General features: G+C 40.1%; 25 protein-coding genes. 7 read left to right on the forward strand and 18 right to left on the reverse strand.

The genetic code is table 11. The annotated features are described in order from the left end of the window. Positions 1-120 precede the first annotated feature (120 nt). Both OCT63_RS01260 and OCT63_RS01265 read right to left on the reverse strand, forming a co-directional pair. On the reverse strand, positions 121-1,248 hold the full coding sequence (locus tag OCT63_RS01260; protein ID WP_161684982.1) for an HDOD domain-containing protein: 1,128 nt from the start codon (positions 1,246-1,248) through the stop codon (positions 121-123). Between the two features lie 272 nt (positions 1,249-1,520). Next, positions 1,521-2,642 carry a multidrug effflux MFS transporter gene (locus OCT63_RS01265; RefSeq protein ID WP_269983045.1) on the reverse strand — a complete coding sequence of 374 codons (1,122 nt, stop codon included), beginning with the start codon at positions 2,640-2,642 and terminating at the stop codon, positions 1,521-1,523. A gap of 97 nt (positions 2,643-2,739) precedes the next feature. Here OCT63_RS01265 and OCT63_RS01270 point away from each other — a divergent pair, with 97 nt between their 5' ends. Next, positions 2,740-3,513: an AraC family transcriptional regulator gene (locus tag OCT63_RS01270; protein WP_161684986.1), complete on the forward strand. Its 774-nt coding sequence runs from the start codon at positions 2,740-2,742 to the stop codon at positions 3,511-3,513. A gap of 80 nt (positions 3,514-3,593) precedes the next feature. On the opposite strand, the gene OCT63_RS01275 is transcribed toward OCT63_RS01270, so the two are convergent. Continuing rightward, the gene (locus OCT63_RS01275; protein ID WP_161671840.1) at positions 3,594-4,529 is read right to left on the reverse strand and encodes a LysR substrate-binding domain-containing protein; all 936 of its coding nucleotides are present in this window, start codon (positions 4,527-4,529) and stop codon (positions 3,594-3,596) included. A gap of 129 nt (positions 4,530-4,658) precedes the next feature. Between OCT63_RS01275 and add the strand changes: the two genes are divergently transcribed. Both add and OCT63_RS01285 read left to right on the forward strand, forming a co-directional pair. After that, positions 4,659-5,657 carry an adenosine deaminase gene (gene add, locus OCT63_RS01280; protein WP_060469203.1) on the forward strand — a complete coding sequence of 333 codons (999 nt, stop codon included), beginning with the start codon at positions 4,659-4,661 and terminating at the stop codon, positions 5,655-5,657. A gap of 301 nt (positions 5,658-5,958) precedes the next feature. After that, a complete protein-coding gene (locus OCT63_RS01285; RefSeq protein WP_269983046.1) occupies positions 5,959-6,534 on the forward strand; it encodes a sugar O-acetyltransferase in 576 nt (191 codons plus the stop codon). 165 nt (positions 6,535-6,699) lie between these two features. Here OCT63_RS01285 and OCT63_RS01290 read toward each other — a convergent pair whose 3' ends face one another. The 3 genes from OCT63_RS01290 to OCT63_RS01300 form a co-directional block, all read right to left on the reverse strand. Further along, the gene (locus OCT63_RS01290; protein ID WP_161671842.1) at positions 6,700-7,758 is read right to left on the reverse strand and encodes an AI-2E family transporter; all 1,059 of its coding nucleotides are present in this window, start codon (positions 7,756-7,758) and stop codon (positions 6,700-6,702) included. 309 nt (positions 7,759-8,067) lie between these two features. Continuing rightward, positions 8,068-8,556, reverse strand: coding sequence for a hypothetical protein (locus OCT63_RS01295; RefSeq protein ID WP_161671843.1), 489 nt, complete (start codon positions 8,554-8,556; stop codon positions 8,068-8,070). 35 nt (positions 8,557-8,591) lie between these two features. After that, a complete protein-coding gene (locus tag OCT63_RS01300) occupies positions 8,592-8,840 on the reverse strand; it encodes a hypothetical protein (RefSeq protein ID WP_017057779.1) in 249 nt (82 codons plus the stop codon). 290 nt (positions 8,841-9,130) lie between these two features. On the opposite strand from OCT63_RS01300, the gene OCT63_RS01305 reads away from it, so the two are divergent. Both OCT63_RS01305 and OCT63_RS01310 read left to right on the forward strand, forming a co-directional pair. Beyond that, entirely contained in the window at positions 9,131-9,559 is a 429-nt protein-coding gene (locus OCT63_RS01305; RefSeq protein ID WP_161684990.1) for a DUF2383 domain-containing protein, read from the forward strand. 120 nt (positions 9,560-9,679) lie between these two features. Continuing rightward, on the forward strand, positions 9,680-10,090 hold the full coding sequence (locus tag OCT63_RS01310) for a hypothetical protein (protein WP_161678731.1): 411 nt from the start codon (positions 9,680-9,682) through the stop codon (positions 10,088-10,090). 265 nt (positions 10,091-10,355) lie between these two features. On the opposite strand, the gene OCT63_RS01315 is transcribed toward OCT63_RS01310, so the two are convergent. The 4 genes from OCT63_RS01315 to OCT63_RS01330 all read right to left on the reverse strand — a co-directional run bounded on the left by OCT63_RS01315 (position 10,356) and on the right by OCT63_RS01330 (position 13,472). Continuing rightward, on the reverse strand, positions 10,356-11,969 hold the full coding sequence (locus OCT63_RS01315; protein ID WP_161684992.1) for a diacylglycerol kinase family protein: 1,614 nt from the start codon (positions 11,967-11,969) through the stop codon (positions 10,356-10,358). Between the two features lie 120 nt (positions 11,970-12,089). Beyond that, entirely contained in the window at positions 12,090-12,518 is a 429-nt protein-coding gene (locus OCT63_RS01320) for a hemerythrin domain-containing protein (protein WP_161679541.1), read from the reverse strand. A 71-nt stretch (positions 12,519-12,589) separates the two neighbouring features. Further along, a complete protein-coding gene (locus OCT63_RS01325; protein ID WP_161671847.1) occupies positions 12,590-12,787 on the reverse strand; it encodes a hypothetical protein in 198 nt (65 codons plus the stop codon). A gap of 139 nt (positions 12,788-12,926) precedes the next feature. Beyond that, positions 12,927-13,472, reverse strand: coding sequence for a BON domain-containing protein (locus OCT63_RS01330; protein WP_161684994.1), 546 nt, complete (start codon positions 13,470-13,472; stop codon positions 12,927-12,929). 328 nt (positions 13,473-13,800) lie between these two features. On the opposite strand from OCT63_RS01330, the gene OCT63_RS01335 reads away from it, so the two are divergent. After that, positions 13,801-15,141: a sigma-54 interaction domain-containing protein gene (locus OCT63_RS01335; RefSeq protein WP_269983047.1), complete on the forward strand. Its 1,341-nt coding sequence runs from the start codon at positions 13,801-13,803 to the stop codon at positions 15,139-15,141. 152 nt (positions 15,142-15,293) lie between these two features. On the opposite strand, the gene OCT63_RS01340 is transcribed toward OCT63_RS01335, so the two are convergent. The 5 genes from OCT63_RS01340 to OCT63_RS01360 form a co-directional block, all read right to left on the reverse strand. After that, complete coding sequence (locus OCT63_RS01340) at positions 15,294-16,718, reverse strand: aspartate kinase (protein ID WP_017057771.1); 1,425 nt, start codon at positions 16,716-16,718, stop codon at positions 15,294-15,296. A 77-nt stretch (positions 16,719-16,795) separates the two neighbouring features. Beyond that, positions 16,796-17,182 carry an ectoine synthase gene (locus tag OCT63_RS01345; protein ID WP_017057770.1) on the reverse strand — a complete coding sequence of 129 codons (387 nt, stop codon included), beginning with the start codon at positions 17,180-17,182 and terminating at the stop codon, positions 16,796-16,798. 13 nt (positions 17,183-17,195) lie between these two features. Beyond that, positions 17,196-18,461 carry a diaminobutyrate--2-oxoglutarate transaminase gene (gene ectB, locus OCT63_RS01350; protein ID WP_269983048.1) on the reverse strand — a complete coding sequence of 422 codons (1,266 nt, stop codon included), beginning with the start codon at positions 18,459-18,461 and terminating at the stop codon, positions 17,196-17,198. A gap of 10 nt (positions 18,462-18,471) precedes the next feature. Beyond that, entirely contained in the window at positions 18,472-19,029 is a 558-nt protein-coding gene (ectA, locus tag OCT63_RS01355; protein WP_161684998.1) for a diaminobutyrate acetyltransferase, read from the reverse strand. Positions 19,030-19,560: 531 nt separating this feature from the next. Next, entirely contained in the window at positions 19,561-19,821 is a 261-nt protein-coding gene (locus tag OCT63_RS01360) for a DUF5062 family protein (protein WP_010431978.1), read from the reverse strand. 442 nt (positions 19,822-20,263) lie between these two features. Here OCT63_RS01360 and OCT63_RS01365 point away from each other — a divergent pair, with 442 nt between their 5' ends. Beyond that, entirely contained in the window at positions 20,264-20,479 is a 216-nt protein-coding gene (locus OCT63_RS01365) for a hypothetical protein (RefSeq protein ID WP_060469189.1), read from the forward strand. A 144-nt stretch (positions 20,480-20,623) separates the two neighbouring features. Here the strand turns inward: OCT63_RS01365 and OCT63_RS01370 are convergent, their stop codons facing one another. The 3 genes from OCT63_RS01370 to choV form a co-directional block, all read right to left on the reverse strand. Further along, on the reverse strand, positions 20,624-21,280 hold the full coding sequence (locus OCT63_RS01370) for a Qnr family pentapeptide repeat protein (protein WP_060469188.1): 657 nt from the start codon (positions 21,278-21,280) through the stop codon (positions 20,624-20,626). Between the two features lie 426 nt (positions 21,281-21,706). Continuing rightward, positions 21,707-22,189: a MarR family winged helix-turn-helix transcriptional regulator gene (locus OCT63_RS01375; RefSeq protein WP_060469187.1), complete on the reverse strand. Its 483-nt coding sequence runs from the start codon at positions 22,187-22,189 to the stop codon at positions 21,707-21,709. 363 nt (positions 22,190-22,552) lie between these two features. Further along, on the reverse strand, positions 22,553-23,782 hold the full coding sequence (gene choV / locus OCT63_RS01380; protein ID WP_269983049.1) for a choline ABC transporter ATP-binding protein: 1,230 nt from the start codon (positions 23,780-23,782) through the stop codon (positions 22,553-22,555). Between the last annotated feature and the right edge of the window lies 1 nt (position 23,783).

Consider the following 23,783-nt stretch of genomic DNA (forward strand, 5'->3'; position numbering starts at 1 on the left):
TTGTCAGCCTAGCTTCACGCACCTGCTTCGCTTGTCTGCTGCTTGTCTGCTTAAGCAAACTTCAAATCCATCGCCTCTCAATTCGAGAGGCGATTTGCTTTATCTCTTAGAGAGATTCACCTAACCAAAAAGTGCTAACTCGGACTCTTTCAGTAAACGATTAGCCAAGAGGTTAGCGGCAGGCGTCGCTATTTGTTGGCATCTGGTTTCAAAAATTTCGGCCGTAATCATTTTTTCTTCCAATAAGTATTGCAGTTCACTCAAGTAGTTAGCCTCAAACACAGCTTGGCCAAGTGGTGTGCATTCGTATCGGCTAGACTCTTGGTAACCAATCGCGGTCAACACAGATTCTGGCAGCTCCCAGAACTTAGCAATGGTGTAAGTCAGACGAATAGAGTAGCTGTTCATCAGGCGCTTTAACGCTAATGAGTTAGGCGGAACAGAAGGGTCTACATGTTTAAAAGCTTCTACCATCATTTGGAAGATGATCATCTTGCCCAGGTTGCGAATCAACCCAACAAAGTACGCCGCCGCTTGATCTTCTTGGGATGAAGAGTCTTTCATCAACTCCTTAGAAAATGACGCCGTTTGAACGCTGTGATTCCAAATCTTCTCACCGAAATGACGCCAGTAAATGTTATTTCCCGGCGTAAAGTTCTTCATGTAAGAATTCACAACTCCTTCAATTAGCCCTTGAGAACCCATATTTAGGAATGCTGTTTTTAGGTCGGTTACCTGTTTTTCACTGCGTTTGTAGAAAGCACTGTTAGCCAACTTGATCACATCAGCTGCCATACTTGGCTCTCGCTCAATCACTTTCAGCAATGCATCGATATCAAATTCGTCGCTCTGTAGTTCTGCCATTAACGTAGTCACCGAGGCTGGCATCACTGGCAGTTCATTGAGTAAAGCTTTTGGAGAACGAATCAAACGTTCGATCTGACAAGCGACAAAATCGCTAAACGGGTCAGACTCTGTTCTTAGGCGTGATTCTCCAAACAGATAATCAAGAAACTCACCATCGTGAAGGCTTATCGTTTTATCGACAATTAATGATGATGGTTGAGCAGATGACGGCGGAACAAAGATTGAAGTGCGAGGAGTGACTTGCTCTGCTTTAACGTTTTCCTGCTCAGAGGTCGTTTGTTGGGAGGTAGCTTGTTGGGAGACACTTTCTGAAGAATGACTTTGCTTACTTTGATTAGTAACGAAAGGGGAAAATAGTGCCTGCAATACCCTTTTAAACATCAATACGGCTCCTAGATGAATACAACATAGATCGGGATAGTTAACGGCGGTGATTATCGCACAGGCAACTCATAAACCATACAGTGATAAATGAATCCTTAACTTTTCACCGATATAGGGTCTGTTACTCAACAACTTGTTAGGCCAAGCCCTCGATATTCGCCAGAAAAAAAAACGAGTAAATAAAGCTTGCTCGCTCTTACGTAGATTAGATGTATGACACTATCTAAAGTTAGCTCTGGGGTACTTCCAACACGATCTTACCGTTAAATCTAGAGTCGACAACGTATCGTCACCAACACAGATAACGCGCCACAAAGTACCAGCACCACGCCTAGGTCTTGAATCATTCCCGCTAAAGCGAGCCCTGAACCAATCAAGGTGTAATACATCAAACCAAACAGTGCGCCTGCACTTCCTGCTTGAGATTGGTAACGCACCAACGCACGGCTCAATACATTAGGGATCGCAATGCCAAACGCCATAACCACCAACATCACCGGAAGCAAGAACCAGATCGTGTGTTGTGAAAAATACACACCCACCGCACCTAATGTTTGAAGCCCTGCCGCTAAGCCAATCAAAGAGATAGATGACACTTGTCGTTTCAATAGTGCCTTATTAACCAAGCTTCCCAACAAGGTTCCGAACCCAAGCACGACGCCGCTATAACCAAACTGCTCGATACTGAATCCAAGCTGTAAGAATGTGAATGAACCCAGTTGATAATACGAAAACAACGCAATGTTGAATGACGCAACAAGCAGTGCCGATACCCAAATACCGCCGTCTTTGATCATGTGACGACTGAGTGATTTTAATTGCAACGGCTGCTTAGATTGTTGTGTTTCAGGCAGCGACCATAAGCTATGTAACAACAATGCTAATACCATAATAAATAAGGCAATAAACACATATTGATGCCCGCCAGCTTGGCTTAATTGACCACCAAGTAGCAACCCGATGATTGGGCTAATCGACAACCCCATACCCATGTAACCAAATACCTTGGCTAGCTCTGTTCCGCTAAAAGCATCTCGAAGCATGGTTTGAGTGACGACAGAGCCAACTGCAAGTCCAAAAGCACCCATCGCTCTTGCTATCATCAACCACGTGAAACTGTCGGTTTGCATAGCAATGAGTGCTGAACAAGCGAATAATCCCATCCCCAATAACATGGTAGGACGACGTCCCCATTTATCCGCTAACACGCCCCATACCACCACACCCACCGCAAATGCAGAAAAGTAAATCGATAGGGTTTGAGCAGCTTGTGTGTAGCTAACATCGAAGGATTTCGATATTGAATTCAAAGTCGGGCTATAGATGGTTTCTGCGATTTGAGGGAACATCAACAGCAGCACCATTTGCCATAAAGAAGGTTTTGTTTTCATCATTTTTCCAAGACCAGTGAACTTGACGCGAAGTCTAGAGGAAACTAACCTTGGCTCGTTAACAACATTAAAACCAAAAACAACAAGATTGGGACAAATGGCATTAATTAGGGAGACTATCGAGTTTGATGCAGACAGCTTATCCGCGCCTGTCATTGGCATTGCCGCAGAGCTAGGCAAACATGACTCGGGAATACATCACCACGTTAAGGGGCAACTTCTGTATGCTCCGCAAGGCTGTATCACCTTGACCTTAGAAAACGCCCTTTGCATTTTACCGCCGACCAAAGCCGTGTGGATCCCGCCCTATACCAAGCACCGAGCGCAGATGACTAATGTGGTTGCCTATCGCTCGCTCTATTTCGATAGCAGTATTTATACCTGCCCAGAAGCGATTGAAATTATTGAAGTGAATGAGCTTTTAAAGGCGCTGATTAATAAAATGGCCTTTTGGGATTGGAACATTGCACCAGAGCAAATCACCAATACCGCCAACCTATTCTGGGAAGAGTTTTACAGCGCCAATCAGTATTCATTCATCTTACCGATACCGACAGATCGCCGCTTTAAAAGCTTTTGTAAACGAGTTCGAACCGCTTCCTTTCTTGCACCTGCCCTCTCGACATTAGCGAACTCAGTTGGCGCAAGCCCCAAAACGATTACCCGATTATTCAAAGCAGAAACAGGCATGACCTATCAAGAATGGCGACAACAGTGGCGCTTGTTTAAAGCAATTGAATTGTTATCAGAGAGCCGACAAGTCGGTGATGTGGCACACCAATTAGAGTTTTCATCCAATAGCGCTTTTATTGCTTTTTTCAAACAGCAAACCGGACAAACACCACTGGCTTTCGTAAGACAGCAAAACTAACGCAATTTGCCTAACATCCAAATAGGAATATCAATAATAGTATCAATGACATATTTGAGCATCGATGAGACTCTCAGCCATTAACGTGTTTGATCGACAATTAACTCCCTCAACCATTTGTGACTTGGTTCAGAGTCAAAGTAACGGTGCCACAGCAAGAACAAACCACCCGGTACTAATTCTATTGGAATCGGTTTCATCACCAGCTCGCCACTCTCGATATAATCTCGTACTGAGTTATAGGGATAGCACATCAACAAATCACTTTGCTTACACAGTTTTACTGCGCTGGTGATATCCGACACGTTCGCCGCTTTATTAATTTGTAACTGCTTGGCTTGCAAGACTTCAAGTAATAACCAGTCACCTACTCCACCCGTCACAAGCTGGATATGACGATGTTTTAGAAACGCTTGTAAATTCCACTCTTCTTGAAGTACAGGGTGGTCATTACGCATTAAACACACTGAGTAATCTTGTAGCAATTCAACATAATTTAGTTCAAAAGGGATATTCTGAATATGGGTACTCGCGCGCTCATCATGCTCAAAAATCCCAATCCCAAAATCAACTTCACGCTTTAGTAAGCGCTTAAAGGTTTCACTACTCCAAGTTGTACTGTTTACCGTGATGTTCGGCGCTTCTGCCAACGCATTAGGCATAAATTTGGGGTAAATCGCGGTATAAGCGGTTTCAACAAGATCGATATTAAAAGTGCGCTCGCTGTATTTTGGCTCAAAAATGTCCGGCACGGTTAGCTGTTCAACTTGCAAAAGGATCTGATGAATTTTTGGTGCCAGAGAGGTCGCTTTCGGAGTTGGGAACAGACCTTTTGACTCACGTTCAAACAGCGGGTCATCAAACAAGGATCGTAGCTTAGTTAGTTGCTTACTTACCGCCGACTGACTAAGAAACAACCGCTCTGCTGTTTTACTCACGCTACGCTCTTCAATCAACACATGTAAACACAGCAGTAAATTCATATCACATTTGAGTAAGCTCTTAACATCTACCATGATATTCCTTGAATTCAGATTAATGATGACTTTATGTCACTTTAAATCATATCACAAACTTGTTAATTTAAGTCCATGTAACCTATGAGTTAATAACTCAAAAAAAAATAATAGACCTAAGGAATACTCATGAACTTTCTAGCACTCCCGAAGATTGATCTGCACTGCCACCTAGACGGAAGTGTTCGCCCAGATACGATTATTGACCTAGCAAAACAGTACAATATCGAACTACCTGAAGATCGCGATGCGGTTGTTCAATCTCTAACTGTGCCAGAAGATTGCAAAAACTTAGATGAGTACCTGGCTTGTTTCAGCCTGCCACTGCAAGTCATGCAAACTGAAGAGGCGATTGAGCGTATCTCTTTCGAGCTTTACGAAGACGCTGCACTAGAAAACGTTAAGTACCTAGAAGTTCGCTTTGCACCAATCCTGCACGTAAACAAAGGCCTGTCTCTTGATACGATCATTGCAAGCGCAGTAAAAGGCATGAAGCGTGCTGAAGAGAAATATGACATCAAGGGCAACTACATCATGTCTGTACTTCGTATGTTCCCTAAAGATTCTATCAAAGATGTGATCGACGCAGGTAAACCATACCTTGATAAAGGTGTTGTTGCGTTTGATATCGCTGGCGGCGAAAAGCCAGGTTTCTGTGCGGAATTCCCTGAGTACACGCAATACGCTATCGAACAAGGCTACCGTGTGACAGTTCACGCTGGTGAGCAATGGCATGGTCAAAACGTTTACGACGCAGTCACTATGCTAGACGCTGAGCGCATCGGCCACGGTGTCCACATCCAAGGCAACGAAGATGCGTACAATATCGTTAAAGATAAGCAGGTAGCGCTTGAAACCTGCCCAACGAGTAACGTTCAGACTAAATGTATTCATCAATTTAGCGACCACCCCATTGCTGAGTTCAAGAAAGATGGCATCGTTGTTACCATCAACACAGATAATCGAACGGTGTCGAACACAACCATGACTAACGAAGTGAAACGTGTGTGTGAAACGTTCGGCCTAACGAAAGAAGATTACGTAGAAATCTATAAGTACTCTGTAGAAAGCGCTTTTGCTTCAGACGAAGTGAAACAGCACCTAATGAGTTTCGTAGAGCAGATCTAATTAACTTGTATTCCTAATCTCGTTTAGTGATGAAAACCGGAAGAGAAAGGCTGAGGCTTTTCTCTTTTTTTATGTCTAAAAATCGCTAATCTTGCAGTATTCGTCATTTATACCAATCACAGTAAGTAAGTGATCATAAATAGCGCAGGAAAAAGGCTTAAGAACAAGGCAGAAATTTTCGATAAGTAGTTATTCTACAATCAAAATTTCTAACGCAGTTATTGAGCGTTTTAACCAGCTAGGATGACCAGTTATTTACTACGATTGGTATTAAACCGAGACTCTCGGAAAGTGGGCAAGCATGAGCAAAACTAACACTCAAACTGAATTAGAAAAGATGCTATCTGGACAAGTGTATGATGGCGCCGACCCAAAAATTGACATCATACGTACCAATGCAAAAAAATCGTTAATGGCCTTCAACAACCACCAAGACCCATACCAACAACACGCATTGCAAGAGCGACTATTCGGGAAGGTCGGTAGTAACAGCTTAATCCAACCTCCTTTTCATTGTGAGTTTGGTAAAACCATTGAGATCGGTAACGACACCTTCATCAACATGAACGTGGTAATGCTCGACGGTGCTAATATCAAAGTCGGTAATAATGTTTTAATTGGACCAAGCGCTCAATTCTATACGCCATCACACTCCCTTGATTATCGTAGCCGCCGTAAATGGGAAACCTTTTGTTTACCAATAACAATCGAAGATGATGTGTGGGTTGGCGGGAACTCGGTGATCAATCAAGGCGTAACTATTGGCGCTCGCTCAGTCATCGCGGCTAACTCCGTAGTCAACAGTGATATACCGCCAGATTGCCTGTATGGAGGCACACCTGCCAAGCTGATTCGAAACTTAAATACCGATAAGTAAAATAACTAACATGGTTACAAGCTCTAGAACAATGGCATATAAAAAGCATGTCCCTGATCAAACCAATAAGCCCAGTAGATGTAAATGGTGTCTTTAGAGACATGCTGTTTTTAAAGACATGGTATTTTTAAAGACTAAGTTAAAAAGGCTAATCGTGTGGGGGGGTTACCCAGTCTTTCTTTTGTCTATTTTAGTATCATATAAACTCGATTTTGGGTGGCTTAACTGATCAAAAAGTACATTTACACAAACAAGTAACGGTACGCCTATCAGCATCCCCATTGACCCCCACAGCCAACCCCAAAATACCAGCCATACAAACAAAACCAATGGGTTGAGACTAAATCTTTTTCCCAACAAAGTAGGCGTCACTAGCTGGCTCTCAATCAAGTTGATGGTTAAGAAAATCGCCGCAACGGTCAAGGCGTAACTGAATGACTCAAATTGTATAAATGAGACTAATGCGAAACACGTTACTGAAACCATTGGACCAAGGTAAGGGATGTAATTCATCAAGCCTGCAAATGCCCCCCAAAGAAAAGGGTCTTGCAGTCCCATCATATAAAAAACACAACCGACAATAAGCCCTAGGCAAACATTAACGATGGTGATCGAACCTATATAACGAGACAAATCCTTTTGCAGGACTTTAACCAACTCAACAGCCTTGCGCTTGTCTGAAAATCGTTCAAACAAAGATAAGCTTTTGGCATAAATTCTTCGGCCATAATTCATCATGAAATATGCCATAAGAAATGCCACCATTAACTGCGTGACAATAGTAGGCGTTGTTGTGAGCACCGATTTTATGATGGAAAAAGCCGTATTATTGGTAAGCCCATCATTAGCCACAGTACTACTCATAGACAACCCAGTCGCATCAGTCAGGCTACTACTTTGAGCCGCTTCACTCACTTCATTGGATACATTTTCAAGCAACATCGGCAATTTCGACCACCATTGCTGAGCAGGTTCACTTAGCATATTTAGGCTAATCACAACAAAGCCGACAAGGCCAATCAATACTGCACTTACGTTAACGACACGAGGAATTCCGAAACGAATTAGATAATTGACCAATGGGCTACATAATAAAGAAATAAAGGCGCCACAAATGATAGGCAGCAAAAGTGGCTTGGCTATATATAATGTGAAAATAGACATCATTAAGATCGCAAAGAACATAAAGCTAGCTGTCAAAAGCTCATATTTTTTTGTTGTCATTATATTCCTATATGGTAGTCGACTTGCGATTTCAGAAGTAACGAGTAAAGGCTAAATCAGATATTTAACTAAAAACTTGGGCCCAACCAGGATTAAATTAATACTTATTGTTATTTGAGCAAACCAAGTATTAATGACACGGGTTGGTAGCCAAAAATAGATGACTTAAAGTGCCTCGTTTGGCTAAGAAACGCGATCCCAAGTGTTGTTACACCTAATGCATATAAGGGGCGATTTTCAATAAACTCTTTTCCTTTATGGCGAATGAGCCCGATACAGAGTGCCGCTTGACGAGCCCTACTTTTCCCCTCAAGCCTTTTCATCTGTATTTCTCTTTGTCGTTTTCTGAGTACTGACATGTAACCCCTCCTTCAATTGTTCTTTGGTATATTCAAAGCCGACAAACTGCCTTAAGTACTTATGACAAAACACTAGGCTTATAAGAATAAAACTGAGCATCAACATGAACGCGCCGTAACCCGCCAACAGGTTTAAAGTGAAGTAGTAGATCACAACCCCAGCACCGACAGCGACACCAAGAAGAAACATCGGTAACAACACAATAAAGATAAATTGGAACACAAAAATCTTTTTACAAGCCGTAACACTATTGCGTAACTCTAATAAAAACAGTTCAAAGGTCGACTTAGACCATTGCTCTGTGTGTGCTTGCAGTAGGGTTAAGTCCTTCCATAGTCCATTTAATTCAGAAGCTGCACGTTTAAGATCATCCGCCTCTCTATCATGCGATTTACTATCGACGAAGTTCGACGAATCATTTTGACTATTTCCCTGCATAACTGTGCTCTCTCAATTGCGTTGTTAATATGTGGCTATTTGATTAACTTCGACACAGCCCAACCAGCAAGAAACGCACACCCAACACTTAACAGCGGACGCTCTTTAATTACATTTTCAGCCTTTTCTGTCGTATTTTTCATACTTTCAGAACTAGCCTCGAGCGTTTCGTGAACCGTATCTTTGATACTTCCGATTGCTTCTACCGCAGCTTCTTCAGCCTTCTCATAAGTCTCTTCAATTTGCTGTTTAGACTCTGAACTTTTAGCATTTGACCTTGGCATAAAATCTCTCCTTATTTGACTAAAAAGACCAGCAACAATATAAATTACTGGTCGCTGTAGTAATATAAGCGAACTTCATGCCAACTTTATTAATCCCGTAATTATTAGTATTAAACACCGCAATAGTTAAATCACGACCGTGAAGGTGTAATAATTTCATTGAAAATCACTTATTAATGTATTTTTTACAAAAACCATATAAAAACTAATCTAAATTACCAAATATGACAACTCATTATCTGGCATATAAAGTGCATATATAAGATACACATTAAAATAAATGAGGAATCATGAGTAACCAAAACATATTATCGATCGTTAGCTTAATAAAAAGTGGGAACATTATTTATGAAAGAGCAATATCAAACATAAAAAGTGACAAGATGAAAAATAACCTTTTCGATATATACACAGTAAAAAAATGTGCAGAATTGAAGTTGAGATCTTTAACCTACTACGCAAAAAACCAGCAAGATGAGATACCAGCTAGCTACACAATAAACGCTAGAGAGCGTTGCATTGAAGCAGAAGAGATAAATGGAACAAGCAATGAAGATCTCTATTTAATGCACTTAGAAGGTGTAGAGAAGAAGATCATCTCCGACATTGAATCACTGTTAACAACAACCCCTAACTTAGAAGGGAAAAACAAGTTACAAAAGGTGAAAAATGAAATGGAAAACTGCCGAGATCAAATACACAGAATGCGTGAACACTAGCTCTTACTAGTGATAAATAAAGAGAGCAGGAAATACTACCTGCACAAAATACATCGATCGTAGTAAGTATAAACTGTTCCAAAAGTATAAGAATGCTACTGAGATAAAAGGAGTAATAACATGTTACTTAACAAGGACAATGACTCACTTGAGGTAATTCAGTATAAAGGCATAGATAAGATCCTATGCACATTGAAAGAGCATTATTTTTCATGTGTTGATCTAGTCGAACAAAAAACCAATGGAAACATATCAAGGGCTGCTAATCGATTTATAAAAATAGAACGTTCAATGATCAAAGAAGTAAACACTAAGTTCTGCGTTAACGAAACGGATAGTGATCATTCAATCTTAAGCCAACAGTCTACTTCCATCGTTGACTATAATGATATGTACAGAAGTAACCTAAGCTTAATTTCCTACTTAAAAAATATTATCCGGAAGTTTAACAACCAACATATGTCCTCATTTTTTTCTTATTGGGTTGCAGCATTGCAAGTTGAAAATGATGAAATGGCAAAACACCTATAATTGGCATAGTTGAAAATTAATCTAGTTAAACTTATCGGAATTACATTAAACATCACTGATATCATCCTGCATAAAAAAGCGTCAAAGTGTAGAGCCTTGACGCTTTTTTATGGGATAACATCACGACTTTTTTATTCGGTTCTTGCGATATTATCCGCACAAATATGGAGGATTCTTACCACCATTAGCGACAAACCCAGCGTTCTTCTAATAAGGCTTTTGGTCTATGGTTACTTACCATTTAATAGTCACCATTATTCACTTCTTATGGGGCGCAAACTGTTAAGGCCTGCTTTTTAATGCTGATCTCCAGTGACTCAGCCGAATACATTTCCCCATCAATGACGTAGTCAATCGGGAGGTCAGAATCAATTTTAACGTGCTGCGCTGACAAATAATTAAAGTAGCTTGCTTGCTCTTTCATTCCAAAACTAGAAAGCAATAGATCAGATAAAGCGATAACTCGTTCACCAAGTGAAGTAGTGTTTTCCAGGTAGGTGATATGTAACTTCCCATCATCCGGCTTGGGAGTCTGCCCACCTTGAGCAAGTACAGTACTAAAAGGAGAAGTATTCGCTACCACCAAACTTTGTAATCTCACATCTTGTAGCGGCTGTCCATCGGCTGACATTCTAAAACGCTGACTACCTTCAGCGACAACAGCATTAAAGAAGCCCATCAAGTACGCGAACTGTCCATTTTCATTTTTTTGCTGTCGATGTGCGTAATCGATCATCTGCTCTTCAAACCCAATACCAAGAAGCAGTAATATTGGTTGCTCATTGCAGAAAGCCAAATCCATTTTCTTTGAGTTATCAGATAGAATCACTTCGCACGCTTTTTCAACAGGGGAAACTTTCGTCGCAAAACCATAAAGCATATGACATAGCGCATTCGCTGTCCCTAACGGTACAATTCCTAACAACGTGTCGGTATCCATAACCTGTCTTACCACTTCACTAACCGTCCCATCGCCTCCGGAAACGATAATATGAGAAGCATTTCGTTCTTTGGCCTGTTTAGCTAAAGTTTCTGCAGAGACATCTTGACTGGTGATAGAAATCTCTAAATTGTATTTCCTAGTAAGTCGACGTATAACCTGTTGTTCATTTGCATGCCATTTACCGCCACCTGCGACAGGGTTGACAATAAGACAAGCCGTACGCTGAAGGGTAAGTAAACCTTTATCACTGATTGCATGAAGAGCCTTTAATTGGAGGTTATTTAATCGAGCCGTACTTCGAACATCGTTGATACTTTTCAAAGCCTGCTCCACTGTGAGTGAAGGGTTTTTAGCTAATAGGTATGCAGCAACTACAAAGACTGAACGGCCACGACCTAGCGCACAATGAACAACAACCGATCTCGATTGGTTAATTTGAGTGTCAATCCAATTTATCGCATGCTTAAGCTTATGTAACTTAGGGGCTTTATGGTCAAGAACTGGTGTATTTAGGTAGTTAAATTGGTCACCCGTCATTGCACTTTCTAAACCAGAAAATTCAGCCGTAACGTCAACAATACAGTTGATATTTTGAGACTCTAAGAACGATAAATCGGATGGAAATAAGCGACGTGATACATATAAGTTCTGACCAACTTGCTGTATTGGATCAACTTGATCTCTTTTAATAGCCCATGCATTGTATAATCGAACACCTAGAAAAAATGGAATAAATACCCATCGAGTCCACCACACGATTTTCCCATCGCTATTTTTTCTAAATATTGACGGCATATCGAAAATATAAGCGACACTGACGATTAGCATAGATAAGCCGCACCAGGCAAAAACTCCACGGAGCATTAACTGTGGTATAAAAACAGCAGCAAAAAAGCAAGCAGTAGCAATAAGTATATAATACTTAACAATAAACATAATGGCGCCTTAATTTATCTGTGCATAATTTTTCTATAGAGTAATCAAAAAGGGACTCTGATATGAGTCCCTATCTTACTTAACAACAATTTTAGTGCTTAATTCCTAGTGCATCGCGAATCAAGCCATCTCTTTTTCGTATTTTCGAGCCAATGTTTCTTTTTGTTCTGCATCTAAAACTCGTCCTGCCGTTTGAAAGAAACGCTGTTCCTCTTCTTCTAAATGATGTTCGACTTTGTGTTTTAATGTCTTCATTAAAACAAGCCAAGTGGGTGAAGACATGTCCGTATCATCTAGTTGAGAGAGTACTTTATCAATGCCGTGATGCTCAGCTATCCCGTGCCTTGTCATATCAATCGATTGGTCACTCTCGATCAAGGGCGCATAAAAATGACGCTCCTCCGCAATCGCATGTTTGGTTAGCTCATCTTTAAGGCTGATATAAAACTCTTGCCTAGCCTGAGTGTCACCCGAAGTTTGGAGTAACGCATCCATCAAGAGTCGCTGCTTTTCATGGCTGTCTTTGAGTACATCAAATATATTTTTCATGTCTAATTCCTACTTCAGTTGATTGTTTTTTATGAGGATTGGAGTATCTCATTGCACTCTAGACGACCGTTCTAGCAATCTTCGTCTTCCGCACCTAGGTGCTCTTTAACATTTTCACAGCTATCTTCTATTGTATTTTGAGTCTCTTCTACCGCCTCATCTACATTTTCTCCCGCTTGTTCCATTGGACCATCGTCACTACATGCAGCAAGAGCAAGAGTAATACCCATAACGGTAAGAAAACGGTAAACAATTGATCTGATTTTCATATAAACTCCTAGTGTTTATTTTTTATTCATTAGAATCATTACCATCGAAACCAGTAATGAAATTGCAAAAAATGTTAAGGAACAACGAATCGTAATAGTTCCTCTATTTTTTAGATAAAATTGATTAGGAATAGATAAATTAGATAATATCCAATTTATCAATCACTTCCTCTACATTCGGTGTATTGTTCGCTATAGATAAAGCAAGATCGTGTTCTCCGTCAGATACAACAGAACCTTTCAATATGACAACGCTATTTTCGGTTTCGACTTCAATATCGGTACCACTAACATTGGTATTCATTAACAAACGAGTGATAACAAGTGTCTTTATATGAGAATCTGTTAAGGCTTGTACGGCTTCTTGCGTTTTTTCACCATCTTTTTCTATAACCGTAAGATTATTTTTCACAGCCTTAACATCCTTTAAACTTAACACTAGTTCTTCAGCAAGCATCTTCTCAGTTTTATTTCTAACCGAACCAGTCAAAGTAACAACTTGATCTTTAACATAGGTATTAATATCAAATGAATTCAAATTATAATTCAATAATAAAGTGGTCTCTGCTTTTCCATCAACCCACGCGTCGAGCGTTTCTTTCTTCCACATGCTATCAGCGACAGCTGCAGAAGAAGAAGTAGCAATCAAAGTAGCTAATAATATTTTACTTATAGTAATTTTCATTAATTATCTCCTTTAGTTCACTTACACCTATAACATAAGCAATCAGCATGCCAGATATATAACCCATTGATATTAAATGATTTACCACCTTTCCTTCTGGATTTCCCACTACTAAAATAAAAGTCGTATGTATTAATTACATGAGAGAGTTGTAAAAATTATCACCAAAATCAGACCAATATTAATTAATATCACCCCTTACTCTGGTTAATAACATTATTACTATTTCACTTATTTGGCTGGCGTATAGTAAATGATAGATTCGTCTTTGAAGGGTATCGTGGTATTATCGATATCACTTCTTGTCGTATAAAAAGAGAGTTAAATCATGTCATTACCGACACTGTTCTTAGAGCTAAGAGACGAACAATTACTGTCTCAAGTAAACTCTCTAAATGAATCGTCAAACTTTGAAATCATACAGAGTACAACGGATGTTCATTGGATTGACAAGCTACAACAACTCCAACCAAATACTGCTATTGTGGAAGTATCTCGGTTCACTAACGATGATTTTAAAGCTCTATCTAGTGTTAAAAGTTTGGACGAAACTGACCTAATTATTATTAGTTCCGGTTCGCCAAATAAAAACTTAGAAAAAATGATGAGCCATGGTGCAATTTTCCACTATAGAAAACCCGTTGATATACAGATTTTAGAAGATACTCTAGCTGACTTTAGTCAGTACTTCCTACAAAAACAGGAAGAAGGACGTAAAGTTTCCACAAGCGACTTGGATCAATTTGGGATGTTAATTGGTTCTTCTAAGCCAATGCATAAGCTGTATCGAACGTTAAGAAGAGTCGCTAAAACGGACGCCAATGTACTAATAGTCGGAGAAAGTGGTGCGGGTAAAGAGCTTGTAGCACAAACTGTCCATCTCGCTAGCGATCGCAAGAACCAACCTTTTATCGCGATTAACTGCGGTGCAATCAGCCCAGAATTAGTAGATAGTGAACTATTTGGTCATGAAAAAGGAGCCTTCACAGGCGCAAATCGAGCACACCAAGGTGTATTTAGACAAGCAGAAGGTGGCACACTATTTCTCGATGAAATCACTGAGATGCCACTTGAACATCAAGTTAAATTATTGCGAGTTTTAGAGACTGGAGAATACCGCCCAGTGGGAAGTAACACATTTAGCATCGCTAATACTCGGGTCATTGCAGCTACAAACCGAGATCCACAAGTTGCGATTGAAGAGCTGTTTTTGAGAGAAGACTTATACTTTAGGTTAGCTCACTTCCCCATACATATTCCCCCTTTGCGTGAACGAGGCGACGATATCGTCGGCTTGGCTAAACATTTCATTGCTCATCGCAATGCAAATGAAGCTACAGCAAAAACTATTTTTACCTCAACGCTTCAAAAGATCTCAGCTCATGCATGGCCAGGGAATGTAAGGGAATTAAAACACTGTATTGAACGGGCATTTATATTAGCTGACGACACGATTAAAGATGAGCACTTAATTTTTGACACTCCACCTTTGGAAACTGGAACAACGGTTGAAGAGATGGTTCCAGCTGGTGTGTCTCTCGAAAAAATAGAGAAAGCTGCAATAATCAATACACTCGAAGAGAACGAAGGCAACAAAAAAGAAACAGCTCAAGACTTAGGGATTAGTATTAAAACGCTTTATAACAAGCTTGATAAGTATCAGGAGTAATTCTGTTGATACCTTTATAGAGAACGATAAAGAGCCCCAAAATAAACTAAAGGTTACTTTAGGGCTCTAATCACTTTCTTCTGTATTCTATAAAAATATAGTCATTCTACAAAAATATAGTAGTGGAGATGCCTCATCCCCACTACTATATTTTAGGCAGCACTCACCGATTTTTTAGCTTTTTTATTTTGATCAAAAAACTCTTTATGTAGTGCACAAATCGCTTGTTGATACTTGTCATCATTCACGACAAATTGCACATTGACATTTCTCATCGACGAGTGTAAAGCAATAGGAGTTACGCTATTATTCATCAATGACAGTACGCCATTAGCAAGTGTTTTGTTGGTATCAATCTGAGAACCAATCGCTGAAATTATGGCTACCATACGGCCAGCAATTGATGCCTTTGGATACCGCTTCTCAGCTTTATAAAGCACCTGATTTAAGCTTTCAGGGTTACCACCAAGATAATAAGTAATAGAGTTGGCATTCATCTCCTTGCCTATCAGGCTAACTCTTGCATCCGCAATAATTTCCATTAACTCATAACTCACATTATCTATCTTACCAACCATTCCTTGGTCAAAGATGTGCAACGCGTAAACTTTCTGTTTTCCAGCAATGATCTCCACATGATCCGTATCTGGTCGATAATTCGAAGAGATCAGTGTACCTTCATGCTCGGGTTCAAAAGTGTTCTTAATTTGCAGCTCAATCCCGCATTCACGTAAACCTGCAGCCGCATTTGAGTGGATAGCTTCCATACCAAGATTGGCTAACTGGTCGGCAACATCATAGTTAGTTAATCCAATGGGATTCACTGAACCAACACCGACGACTCTAGGGTCTGCCGAGCTGAAATGATACTCTTTATGGATAACCGCAAGCGATGCTTGAGTTATTGTTGCGATGCGACTGAATGTCATCTCGCTGTAGCCACGGTCATAAGTATGCATTAACCCTTCTTTGCAATAGGCATAACCGGTAACAATAGGTAATTCTTTAGTCACGTCTATTTTAGAGAAAGCTTCTTTAATTGTCTCATCCAAACTTAGGGGTTGTTGGTTATCCCAACCAGACAAATCGACAAAAGTTGAATTTATACCGATATTTTTCAGTTTAAGAGCTGTGTTATATGCACTATGTGATTCGCCAATAGAAGCAAGAAACTCTCGAATTTGCGGTAAGTAATGTCGTAGTGAAAACTGCCCGTATTGACATGTTTCAAGAATATTAGCGATACAGTTTTTTGCTTCTGAAATGCGAGACCGGATAAACTTATCCGCTCTAATACGATTCATTGGATCAGCGAAGATATGTTCATTAGTCAACAACATACGACTTTCAATATAAGACAGAGAGTCTTTCCATGAGTCGTCACGCTTAGCGATAAGTTGATAAACGCCTGGTTTACCAGTTTTTTTACATTCCAGTAATGCATCTGTCATACCGCCATACGCAGATACAACAAAGATTCGGTTATATGGATTTTTAGGGCGGAGAATAATATTGTCTAGCACAGCATCAAATGCTGTCATTGATGTACCGCCGATTTTTTCTACGGTAAATGTCATAAAAGACCTTAATAATTAAGAAATTTGAAGGCTAAGTAAATAAAGAATAGGGGGGATGTTCCCCCCTCCCAAAAACGCTAGTCAACCAGTGGATAGACACCGTTTTCGTCGTGAACTTCAGCCCCAGTAATTGGCGGGTTAAACACACAAGCCATGACCATCTCTTTGTTTTTATATGCGCGTAAATAGTGCTCGTCATGCTTATCAAGGATATAAAGCGTTCCAGGTTTAATTGGATAGGTTTTACCACCAACCACTTCGATCTCCCCTTCTCCACTCATACAAAAAACTGATTCTAAATGATTTTGGTAATGGATATGTGTTTCTGTCGATTCGTAGATTGTCGTGATATGGAATGAAAAACCCATATTGTCCTCTTTCAACAGCATACGAGTACTTTCCCAGTTATCTGAGACGATACGTCTTTCGCTATTACGACATTCATCAAGTGTTCTAACAATCATTTTATTATCCTTATTACGATGCTTTCTTGAAATACTTGGTTGCTATAACTTCAACTGAGTTTTCGAAAATAGTTAGGCCTTGTATTAGCTCCGACTCCGATATAGTTAGCGGGCAAAAGAACTTCAATATTTCATCGTTTGGACCTGCTGTCTCAATGACCATGCCGTTGTTAAAACATGTTTTAGCAATATCGTCAGCAGTGTTTCCATCTTTACATTCAATACCAATCATCATTCCGCGCCCTTTACGTTGAACAAACAACTCAGGGTAGCGTTTGATATTACGTTGAATAACTTCGTCAACCAAGCCTGAACAGTGTTGGACATGAGTTTCAAAATCATCATTTGCCCAATAGATTTCCAGCACTTTAGCCGCAGTGATAAAGGCATGATTATTACCTCGAAAGGTACCGTTATGCTCTCCCGGCTCCCACTTATCTAATTCAGGTTTTAATAAAACGATGGCCATCGGTAAGCCATAACCACTAATAGATTTAGACAGTGTTACAATATCAGGCTTAATACCTGAAGGCTCAAAGCTGAAAAAGGTACCCGTTCGCCCACAGCCAGCTTGAATGTCATCCACAATTAACAATATATCGTGGGCCTTACAAATTTTACTTAATCGTTGTAACCATTCATTTGAAGCGACATTAAGCCCGCCTTCACCTTGAACCGTTTCCAATAAAACGGCTGCTGGTTTATCCATACCGGCTGAATTATCGGTTAACATCGTTTCGAACAATTTTAATCCATCAATGTCAGCGTAACCTTCAAACGGCAAACGCGTAACGTTGTTGAGATCCGAACCTGCACCTTGCCTGTGATGTTGATTACCAGTCGCAGCCAGTGCACCAGCAGTACAGCCATGAAAGCCATTAGTAAACGCAACAATGCTGCTTCGGCCTTTCACTTTTTTAGCTAACTTGATTGCAGCTTCCACTGCATTTGTTCCTGTAGGGCCGGTAAATTGAACTTTGTAATCTAAGGCTCTTGGTTCCAAAATGAAGCGACTCAGTGCTTCTAGGAATTCAGCTTTGGCTTCTGAATGCATATCTAAGCCATGTGTAATTCCATCCATTTCAATGTACTCAAGCAGTGCTTGCTTAAGGATTGGGTTATTGTGACCGTAATTTAGAGATCCTGCTCCAGCAAGAAAATCGAGGTAACGATCACCTTGTTTTGTTTCAAGCCAGCAACCTTTTGATTTGCTAAAGGTGACTGGAAAACTATTCGAGTATGAACGTACGTTAGATTCCTGCTTTTTAAAAATATCCATGATAAGGCCGTTATTTAATTCCTATTAGTTTGTGATTATTTAAGGGAATTCGATATAAATATTCAGTATCGTGCTGACCGTTGAAGTGAACATTCTCATCTAAGAATGTTGTCACCTCTCCGGAACTACCATTTTTAGCGTCTAGCTTTTTGAATAGTGCCCAAGATGCTTGGTTTGATTTGGTAATGGTGGTTTCAATAGCATCGATCCCCTCCATCAATTCTCGCTTAAGTAAAGCATCAATCATCTTGTAAGCTAATGCATTACCTCTAAACCGAGGGTCAACGGCTACTTGCCAAATAAATAGTACATTAGGCTCACTCGGCTTCTGGTAACTAGAAATAAAACCGGCAAGGTCCCCTTTGTGCTCAACCAAGATACAAGTTTTACTAAAGTGAGTAGACTGCAAAAAATTGCAATATGAAGAATTAACATCTAATGGTGGGCATTCTGAAATTAAGCGGTAGATATCGTTGCCATCAGAAACTTCGGGCTCACGAAAAATCCATTTCTCATTGCTTTTTTCTACAATCTCCGAATATAGCCCCCAAGGCGCTGATGTAATCATATCTAACTTTTTCCTTCGAACTCTAATTAAATTCCTTTCCATTATGAGCATTTTCACAGCATAAAGATCAACAAATTAACGCCACAAAGCTAAATTATGTGATATAGATCACATAATTTAGCTTATTGCATGAATCAAACAATACTTTGAGTTCTAATGTATTTATTGAGGTGAAGTTATCGAGACGTATTTTTAAAGGAACAGACACAAAAAGTAGTTAGACAGAGATTGAGGATAGGAGCTTTTTGAGCATGGCGTTAAGTAGCCGAGTAGCCCATGTTTAATAGGTAGTAAGCCATTTACTGAGTCAAACCTAGAATCTAATTGATAAGTAATTTCTAGCTAAAGAGATGGCAGTCAGCGTCCAATAAGTCGCTAACTGAAAGCACTCCAAACAGTGGTATCTATAAGTCACTATTGGAAATGTTAGCCAAAAAAAAACCTAGCGACGAATCGTTAGGTTTCTAGTATAAAAGCAGTAATAACGAGCTGAAAAAGAAACGGATTCAGATACACCCGTTTAACTTTTACTTACTTTAGAGGGTCATTGTCAGGTAATGCTTTGTGTATCCATAACGCTAAGCGCTTTTTAATGTTTGCTCCATCAAGCTTACTTTCGGGTAACGGCGTTATCTGGTTCACTTCAACAAGAAACAAATACACCGCTTTGACCTTTATTGGTTGAGATGAATGTGGCAAATCAAAGCCCTGCAATTTTGCCATCTTAAAACCGACCTCGACTGCTTTTTTCACCAGCTTATCTTCATTAATGATCTTCGCGGTTTTCGACATATTATCTCCATCACCTTTACCGAGCGAACAATAAGTATATCAAACAGATATCGCTCACAAGATTACCATGCTCCCAAATCGAACACTCTTTCTGATAAATACCATAAACGAATCACCGTTTGGGAAAAGGTTCTAGTTTGAATTTCATGTACAACGCTTAATGGTCAAAAAATCCACCTTTTTACAAAAAACCAATAAATGAGACTTTCAGCCAAAAAACTAAAAATCGAACAAAATTTGACTTATCATTATAAAGAATACGGCATATTATTATCATTCAGACAATAAGCGCTCTCTCTAAAATCAATAACCCTCTGTTATTTAATCAGTTTTATACTAAAACGACTTAGATCATACTTACCGTTTCCTGTAACGAAAATTACTTACAAAACACTCAATAATAAAATAGAATAAACCCACTAATTTTATACTGGTGTTAAAAATGCGTTACCTGTGGGCTTCATTCTGTCATAAAAATCCAATTCTCGGACGAATCGTTCATATCCTTGTTATGTTGGTAGCGTTAGCTTCTATCGTTGTTCCACTGCTCTCGACAGATGCGACAACAATCCTTGTGGCACTGGGTACAGCCCTTGTGTGTATTGTTCTATTCGTTTTCTTTGCGCTCAGTGACAAAATGCGTTCAGGCATGCACTAAACTCCACTTTTCATAACTTGCCGTCTCTTTTCGAGCATCGATATTAAACTGACCGTTTCAAGAGAAACAAAAACGCCCAAAGTTATTCGCTTTCGGGCGCTTTTAGTTTCGGAGCGCATTACTCGCTCAACTTCACCGAACCTATCAATCTGGCATGACAACAATACCCATGCTTTCAAGCAGTTGCTCTTGCTGCCAAGCGACGATTTTAATCCCCGATGTGTCTACCTTGCGAGGATCTAACCCTTCTAATTCAGCATGGCATAAGTTGGCACCTTGCATACTGAATTGCCCCCATACGTCTTCCGAGAACACACCGCGACTGAGATCCGACTCTTTCAGTGACGCGCCGCCAAGGTAAGTACCAATCCAACGGTTTTCAAACAGCTCGCACTTCTCTAAACAAGCTTGTTCAAAATTGGCGTATGACAGGTTACAGCCCGTAATATACGCTGAGCAAAAATACATTCTATTACTTACCTGATTGGCAAAGTTAGCACGAGTAAAGTTCGCCCCTTTCAAGTCACAATCACGTAGCTCAATACCATAACAATTCGCGTTACTAAAATTCGCCATTGCCAACTGGCAATTTTGGAAGCTTGCATCTCGTAAGTCGGCAATATCAAAGCGGCATCCCTCAATATCGCCTTGCTCAATAAACTTACAGTTAATAAAGGTTGCGTCACGTAAGTTCGAACGTCTGAAATCACAACAAATAAACGTACAGGCTGTAAATGTCATTTCAGACAGGTCTTGCTGAACAAAACTGTGGTGATGATAAGTGCTGTTATTGGTGTCCATTTAGCCCCCTAAAGAAATTAAGCTAAGACTACCATTGCGATCTTAAGAAAACACCAAATTAAAAACCAACAAAAACAGCAACTTAAAACACCCTAATTTAGCCATTTTAAGACACCAAACAAGCCCTTTAAGGTTGTTATTTTCGATTTATAGGATGTGCTTATCTTGAAAAAAGTTTTGTCGCTTAGAAGGAGCATATAAGATGAGACACAACGAGAAGATAATCATCATATGTCAGTATGAACTTGATGCAATACCCTATACAGATACACTCGCTGATAATCGGTCTTTCTCAGGCCCAATTTGTATCGACAGGCCACAACTAAAAGGTGATTTGTACCAGTAAAATCTGAGGAGTAAGGAGGCCAAGATCAAAAATGGCCGCTAAAAGCGACCATTTGAAATCTATTAAAATTAATTCAAACCCTAGCTCTTAGCTACGTTTGCAATTCCTTCAAGCTGAAGAACGGGAGCGGCGTCGATGTCTTCTGCGTTCATCATTGCTGATACTCGCTGCATTGAAGAAAGCAGTAAGCTTTGCTCCCACGGTTCTAAATTTTGGAACTTCTTAACAAAGTTATCTTGCAGTGGTGGGGGCGCGTTATTAAGCAACTCTTGCCCTTTTTCAGTCAAGTTCGCGTGAACTTTGCGGCGGTCAGACGAACTGCGCACTCGTTGTACATAACCATTTAACTCTAGACGGTCGATGATCGTCGTCGTCGTTGCTTGGCTTACATTGGTCTGATTAGACAATTCTTTGATTGTCACATTACCCATTTCTTGGATTGCTCTCATTAAGATTAATTGAGGGCCAGTCATACCATATTCTTTACTCAGCTTCTTCGAGTGTAAATCGATAGCGCGAATAATTTGTCGAATAGCGACCAGGATTTCGTCATGTTTGTCCAAGATGCAGACCTTTGTACTAATATATTGTGAGTGGCTTTACAGCGTCGAAGTGATTAGATGTCCTAAGTGATTAAGTCAGGCACGTTCGAATTACACTGTAAATTGATAAATTAATTCATTGATTTTTTCCGCATTGTACTTATGTTCATAGTATTCTCAATCTTTTCTATGCTTCTGAATTTGCGCAGACCAACATTTTTGTTTAACGAGTGCCGATATTTGGCCTTAAAGAGACGAACAGGGTAAGAAAAGGCGAGAAGTTGTTGGTAAATAAAAAGACGATTTAGTCAAATAGGTAGTGAGATCTCGCGACCTCACTACCTATTTTATCCGTTAGAAAACGAGTTAACTCAGCTCAAACCATTAAGCGGCACTGTTGAGTTGAAAATTCCCTATTAGCGCGTTGTAAAACTCACTGTTATCCAAAATACCAACCAATTGATTGTTTTCAACCAACAGAATTGGGTTATTACTTATCTGTTTCAATTTAATCGCATCACGCATTCCAATCTCAGGGCTCGCCACTACAACACTCGACTCGCTAATCGCGGTTAGATCGTCAGATTCATTCCACTCAACAAGCGCCAAAGTTGGCTCACCTTTTACCGATAATGACCCTTCAGTCTGTTCTATCCATAAATCTTTTGAATCACAAATCTTCCAACTCTCATTATCTTTCCTCAGTGAATCAAGAGGCTGCATGAGTGAACGACCTTTCAATACGTTCAACGGGTTAGTGTGGGCAACAAAGTCCTTCACATATTCCGTTTTTGGCGTTAACACGATTTCTTCAGGTTTGCCGTGTTGAATCAGTTTTCCCGATTCCATGATAGCGATGTTATTACCAATCTTTAGCGCTTCATCAAGGTCATGACTCACAAACAAAATCGTTTTGTTAAGTTTATTTTGTAGCGCAATCAGTTCATCTTGAAGTTGCGCACGAATCAAAGGATCAAGCGCAGAAAAGGGTTCATCCATCAATAGAATGTCAGTATCCATCGCAAAAGCACGCGCCAAACCCACACGTTGCTGCATACCACCAGAAAGCTCATGAGGGAATTTTGTTTCCCACTCTGATAAGCCAACCATCTCCAGTTGCTCACGCGCTTTAGCACGGCGAGCATCTTTAGCGACACCCTGCATTTCAAGGCCAAACGCGACATTATCTAATACAGTTAACCACGGCATTAAAGCAAATTTTTGGAACACCATAGAAACACGGTGTGTACGTAAGTGGCGCAATGTCGCTTCGTCGCACTGTTCGCCTAAATCAACCAGCTTATCGCCATCTTTGATTGCCAATGAACCACGGCTAATTTCATTCAAACCGTTAACAGCGCGAAGCAGTGAAGATTTACCCGAGCCAGACAACCCCATGAGTACGCAGATTTCGCCTTCTTTAACGGTCAGTGAAACATTATCGACACCCACTACTTGGCCCGCTTCATCGATGATCTCTTGGCGAGTTTTGCCTTGGTCGAGTAGTTCAAGCGCTTGATTAGCTTTGTCACCAAACACAACATCGAGATTCTTAATAGTAATAGCATCCATAGCTTTACTTTCTTCAAGCACACTTTTGTTTACTAGAGACATA

Origin of the sequence: Vibrio sp. RW (genome assembly GCF_027587105.1) — a bacterium.
In the GTDB taxonomy this organism is placed as follows: Bacteria; Pseudomonadota; Gammaproteobacteria; order Enterobacterales; family Vibrionaceae; genus Vibrio; species Vibrio toranzoniae.

What these genes read in the sequence shown, in the direction of transcription:
- OCT63_RS01290 (WP_161671842.1), bottom strand. Translation starts at nt 7,758, where the DNA reads ATGACAACAAAAAAATATGAGCTTTTGACAGCTAGCTTTATGTTCTTT.
- OCT63_RS01315 (WP_161684992.1), bottom strand. Translation starts at nt 11,969, where the DNA reads ATGTTTATTGTTAAGTATTATATACTTATTGCTACTGCTTGCTTTTTT.
- choV (WP_269983049.1), bottom strand. Translation starts at nt 23,782, where the DNA reads ATGTCTCTAGTAAACAAAAGTGTGCTTGAAGAAAGTAAAGCTATGGAT.
- OCT63_RS01305 (WP_161684990.1), top strand. Translation starts at nt 9,131, where the DNA reads ATGAGTAACCAAAACATATTATCGATCGTTAGCTTAATAAAAAGTGGG.
- add (WP_060469203.1), top strand. Translation starts at nt 4,659, where the DNA reads ATGAACTTTCTAGCACTCCCGAAGATTGATCTGCACTGCCACCTAGAC.
- OCT63_RS01345 (WP_017057770.1), bottom strand. Translation starts at nt 17,182, where the DNA reads ATGATTGTTAGAACACTTGATGAATGTCGTAATAGCGAAAGACGTATC.
- OCT63_RS01325 (WP_161671847.1), bottom strand. Translation starts at nt 12,787, where the DNA reads ATGAAAATCAGATCAATTGTTTACCGTTTTCTTACCGTTATGGGTATT.
- OCT63_RS01260 (WP_161684982.1), bottom strand. Translation starts at nt 1,248, where the DNA reads ATGTTTAAAAGGGTATTGCAGGCACTATTTTCCCCTTTCGTTACTAAT.
- OCT63_RS01365 (WP_060469189.1), top strand. Translation starts at nt 20,264, where the DNA reads ATGCGTTACCTGTGGGCTTCATTCTGTCATAAAAATCCAATTCTCGGA.
- OCT63_RS01300 (WP_017057779.1), bottom strand. Translation starts at nt 8,840, where the DNA reads ATGCCAAGGTCAAATGCTAAAAGTTCAGAGTCTAAACAGCAAATTGAA.
- OCT63_RS01285 (WP_269983046.1), top strand. Translation starts at nt 5,959, where the DNA reads ATGAGCAAAACTAACACTCAAACTGAATTAGAAAAGATGCTATCTGGA.
- OCT63_RS01265 (WP_269983045.1), bottom strand. Translation starts at nt 2,642, where the DNA reads ATGAAAACAAAACCTTCTTTATGGCAAATGGTGCTGCTGTTGATGTTC.
- OCT63_RS01270 (WP_161684986.1), top strand. Translation starts at nt 2,740, where the DNA reads ATGGCATTAATTAGGGAGACTATCGAGTTTGATGCAGACAGCTTATCC.
- OCT63_RS01275 (WP_161671840.1), bottom strand. Translation starts at nt 4,529, where the DNA reads ATGGTAGATGTTAAGAGCTTACTCAAATGTGATATGAATTTACTGCTG.
- OCT63_RS01310 (WP_161678731.1), top strand. Translation starts at nt 9,680, where the DNA reads ATGTTACTTAACAAGGACAATGACTCACTTGAGGTAATTCAGTATAAA.
- OCT63_RS01340 (WP_017057771.1), bottom strand. Translation starts at nt 16,718, where the DNA reads ATGACATTTACCGTAGAAAAAATCGGCGGTACATCAATGACAGCATTT.
- ectA (WP_161684998.1), bottom strand. Translation starts at nt 19,029, where the DNA reads ATGATTACATCAGCGCCTTGGGGGCTATATTCGGAGATTGTAGAAAAA.
- OCT63_RS01320 (WP_161679541.1), bottom strand. Translation starts at nt 12,518, where the DNA reads ATGAAAAATATATTTGATGTACTCAAAGACAGCCATGAAAAGCAGCGA.
- OCT63_RS01360 (WP_010431978.1), bottom strand. Translation starts at nt 19,821, where the DNA reads ATGTCGAAAACCGCGAAGATCATTAATGAAGATAAGCTGGTGAAAAAA.
- OCT63_RS01330 (WP_161684994.1), bottom strand. Translation starts at nt 13,472, where the DNA reads ATGAAAATTACTATAAGTAAAATATTATTAGCTACTTTGATTGCTACT.
- OCT63_RS01295 (WP_161671843.1), bottom strand. Translation starts at nt 8,556, where the DNA reads ATGCAGGGAAATAGTCAAAATGATTCGTCGAACTTCGTCGATAGTAAA.
- OCT63_RS01335 (WP_269983047.1), top strand. Translation starts at nt 13,801, where the DNA reads ATGTCATTACCGACACTGTTCTTAGAGCTAAGAGACGAACAATTACTG.
- ectB (WP_269983048.1), bottom strand. Translation starts at nt 18,461, where the DNA reads ATGGATATTTTTAAAAAGCAGGAATCTAACGTACGTTCATACTCGAAT.
- OCT63_RS01370 (WP_060469188.1), bottom strand. Translation starts at nt 21,280, where the DNA reads ATGGACACCAATAACAGCACTTATCATCACCACAGTTTTGTTCAGCAA.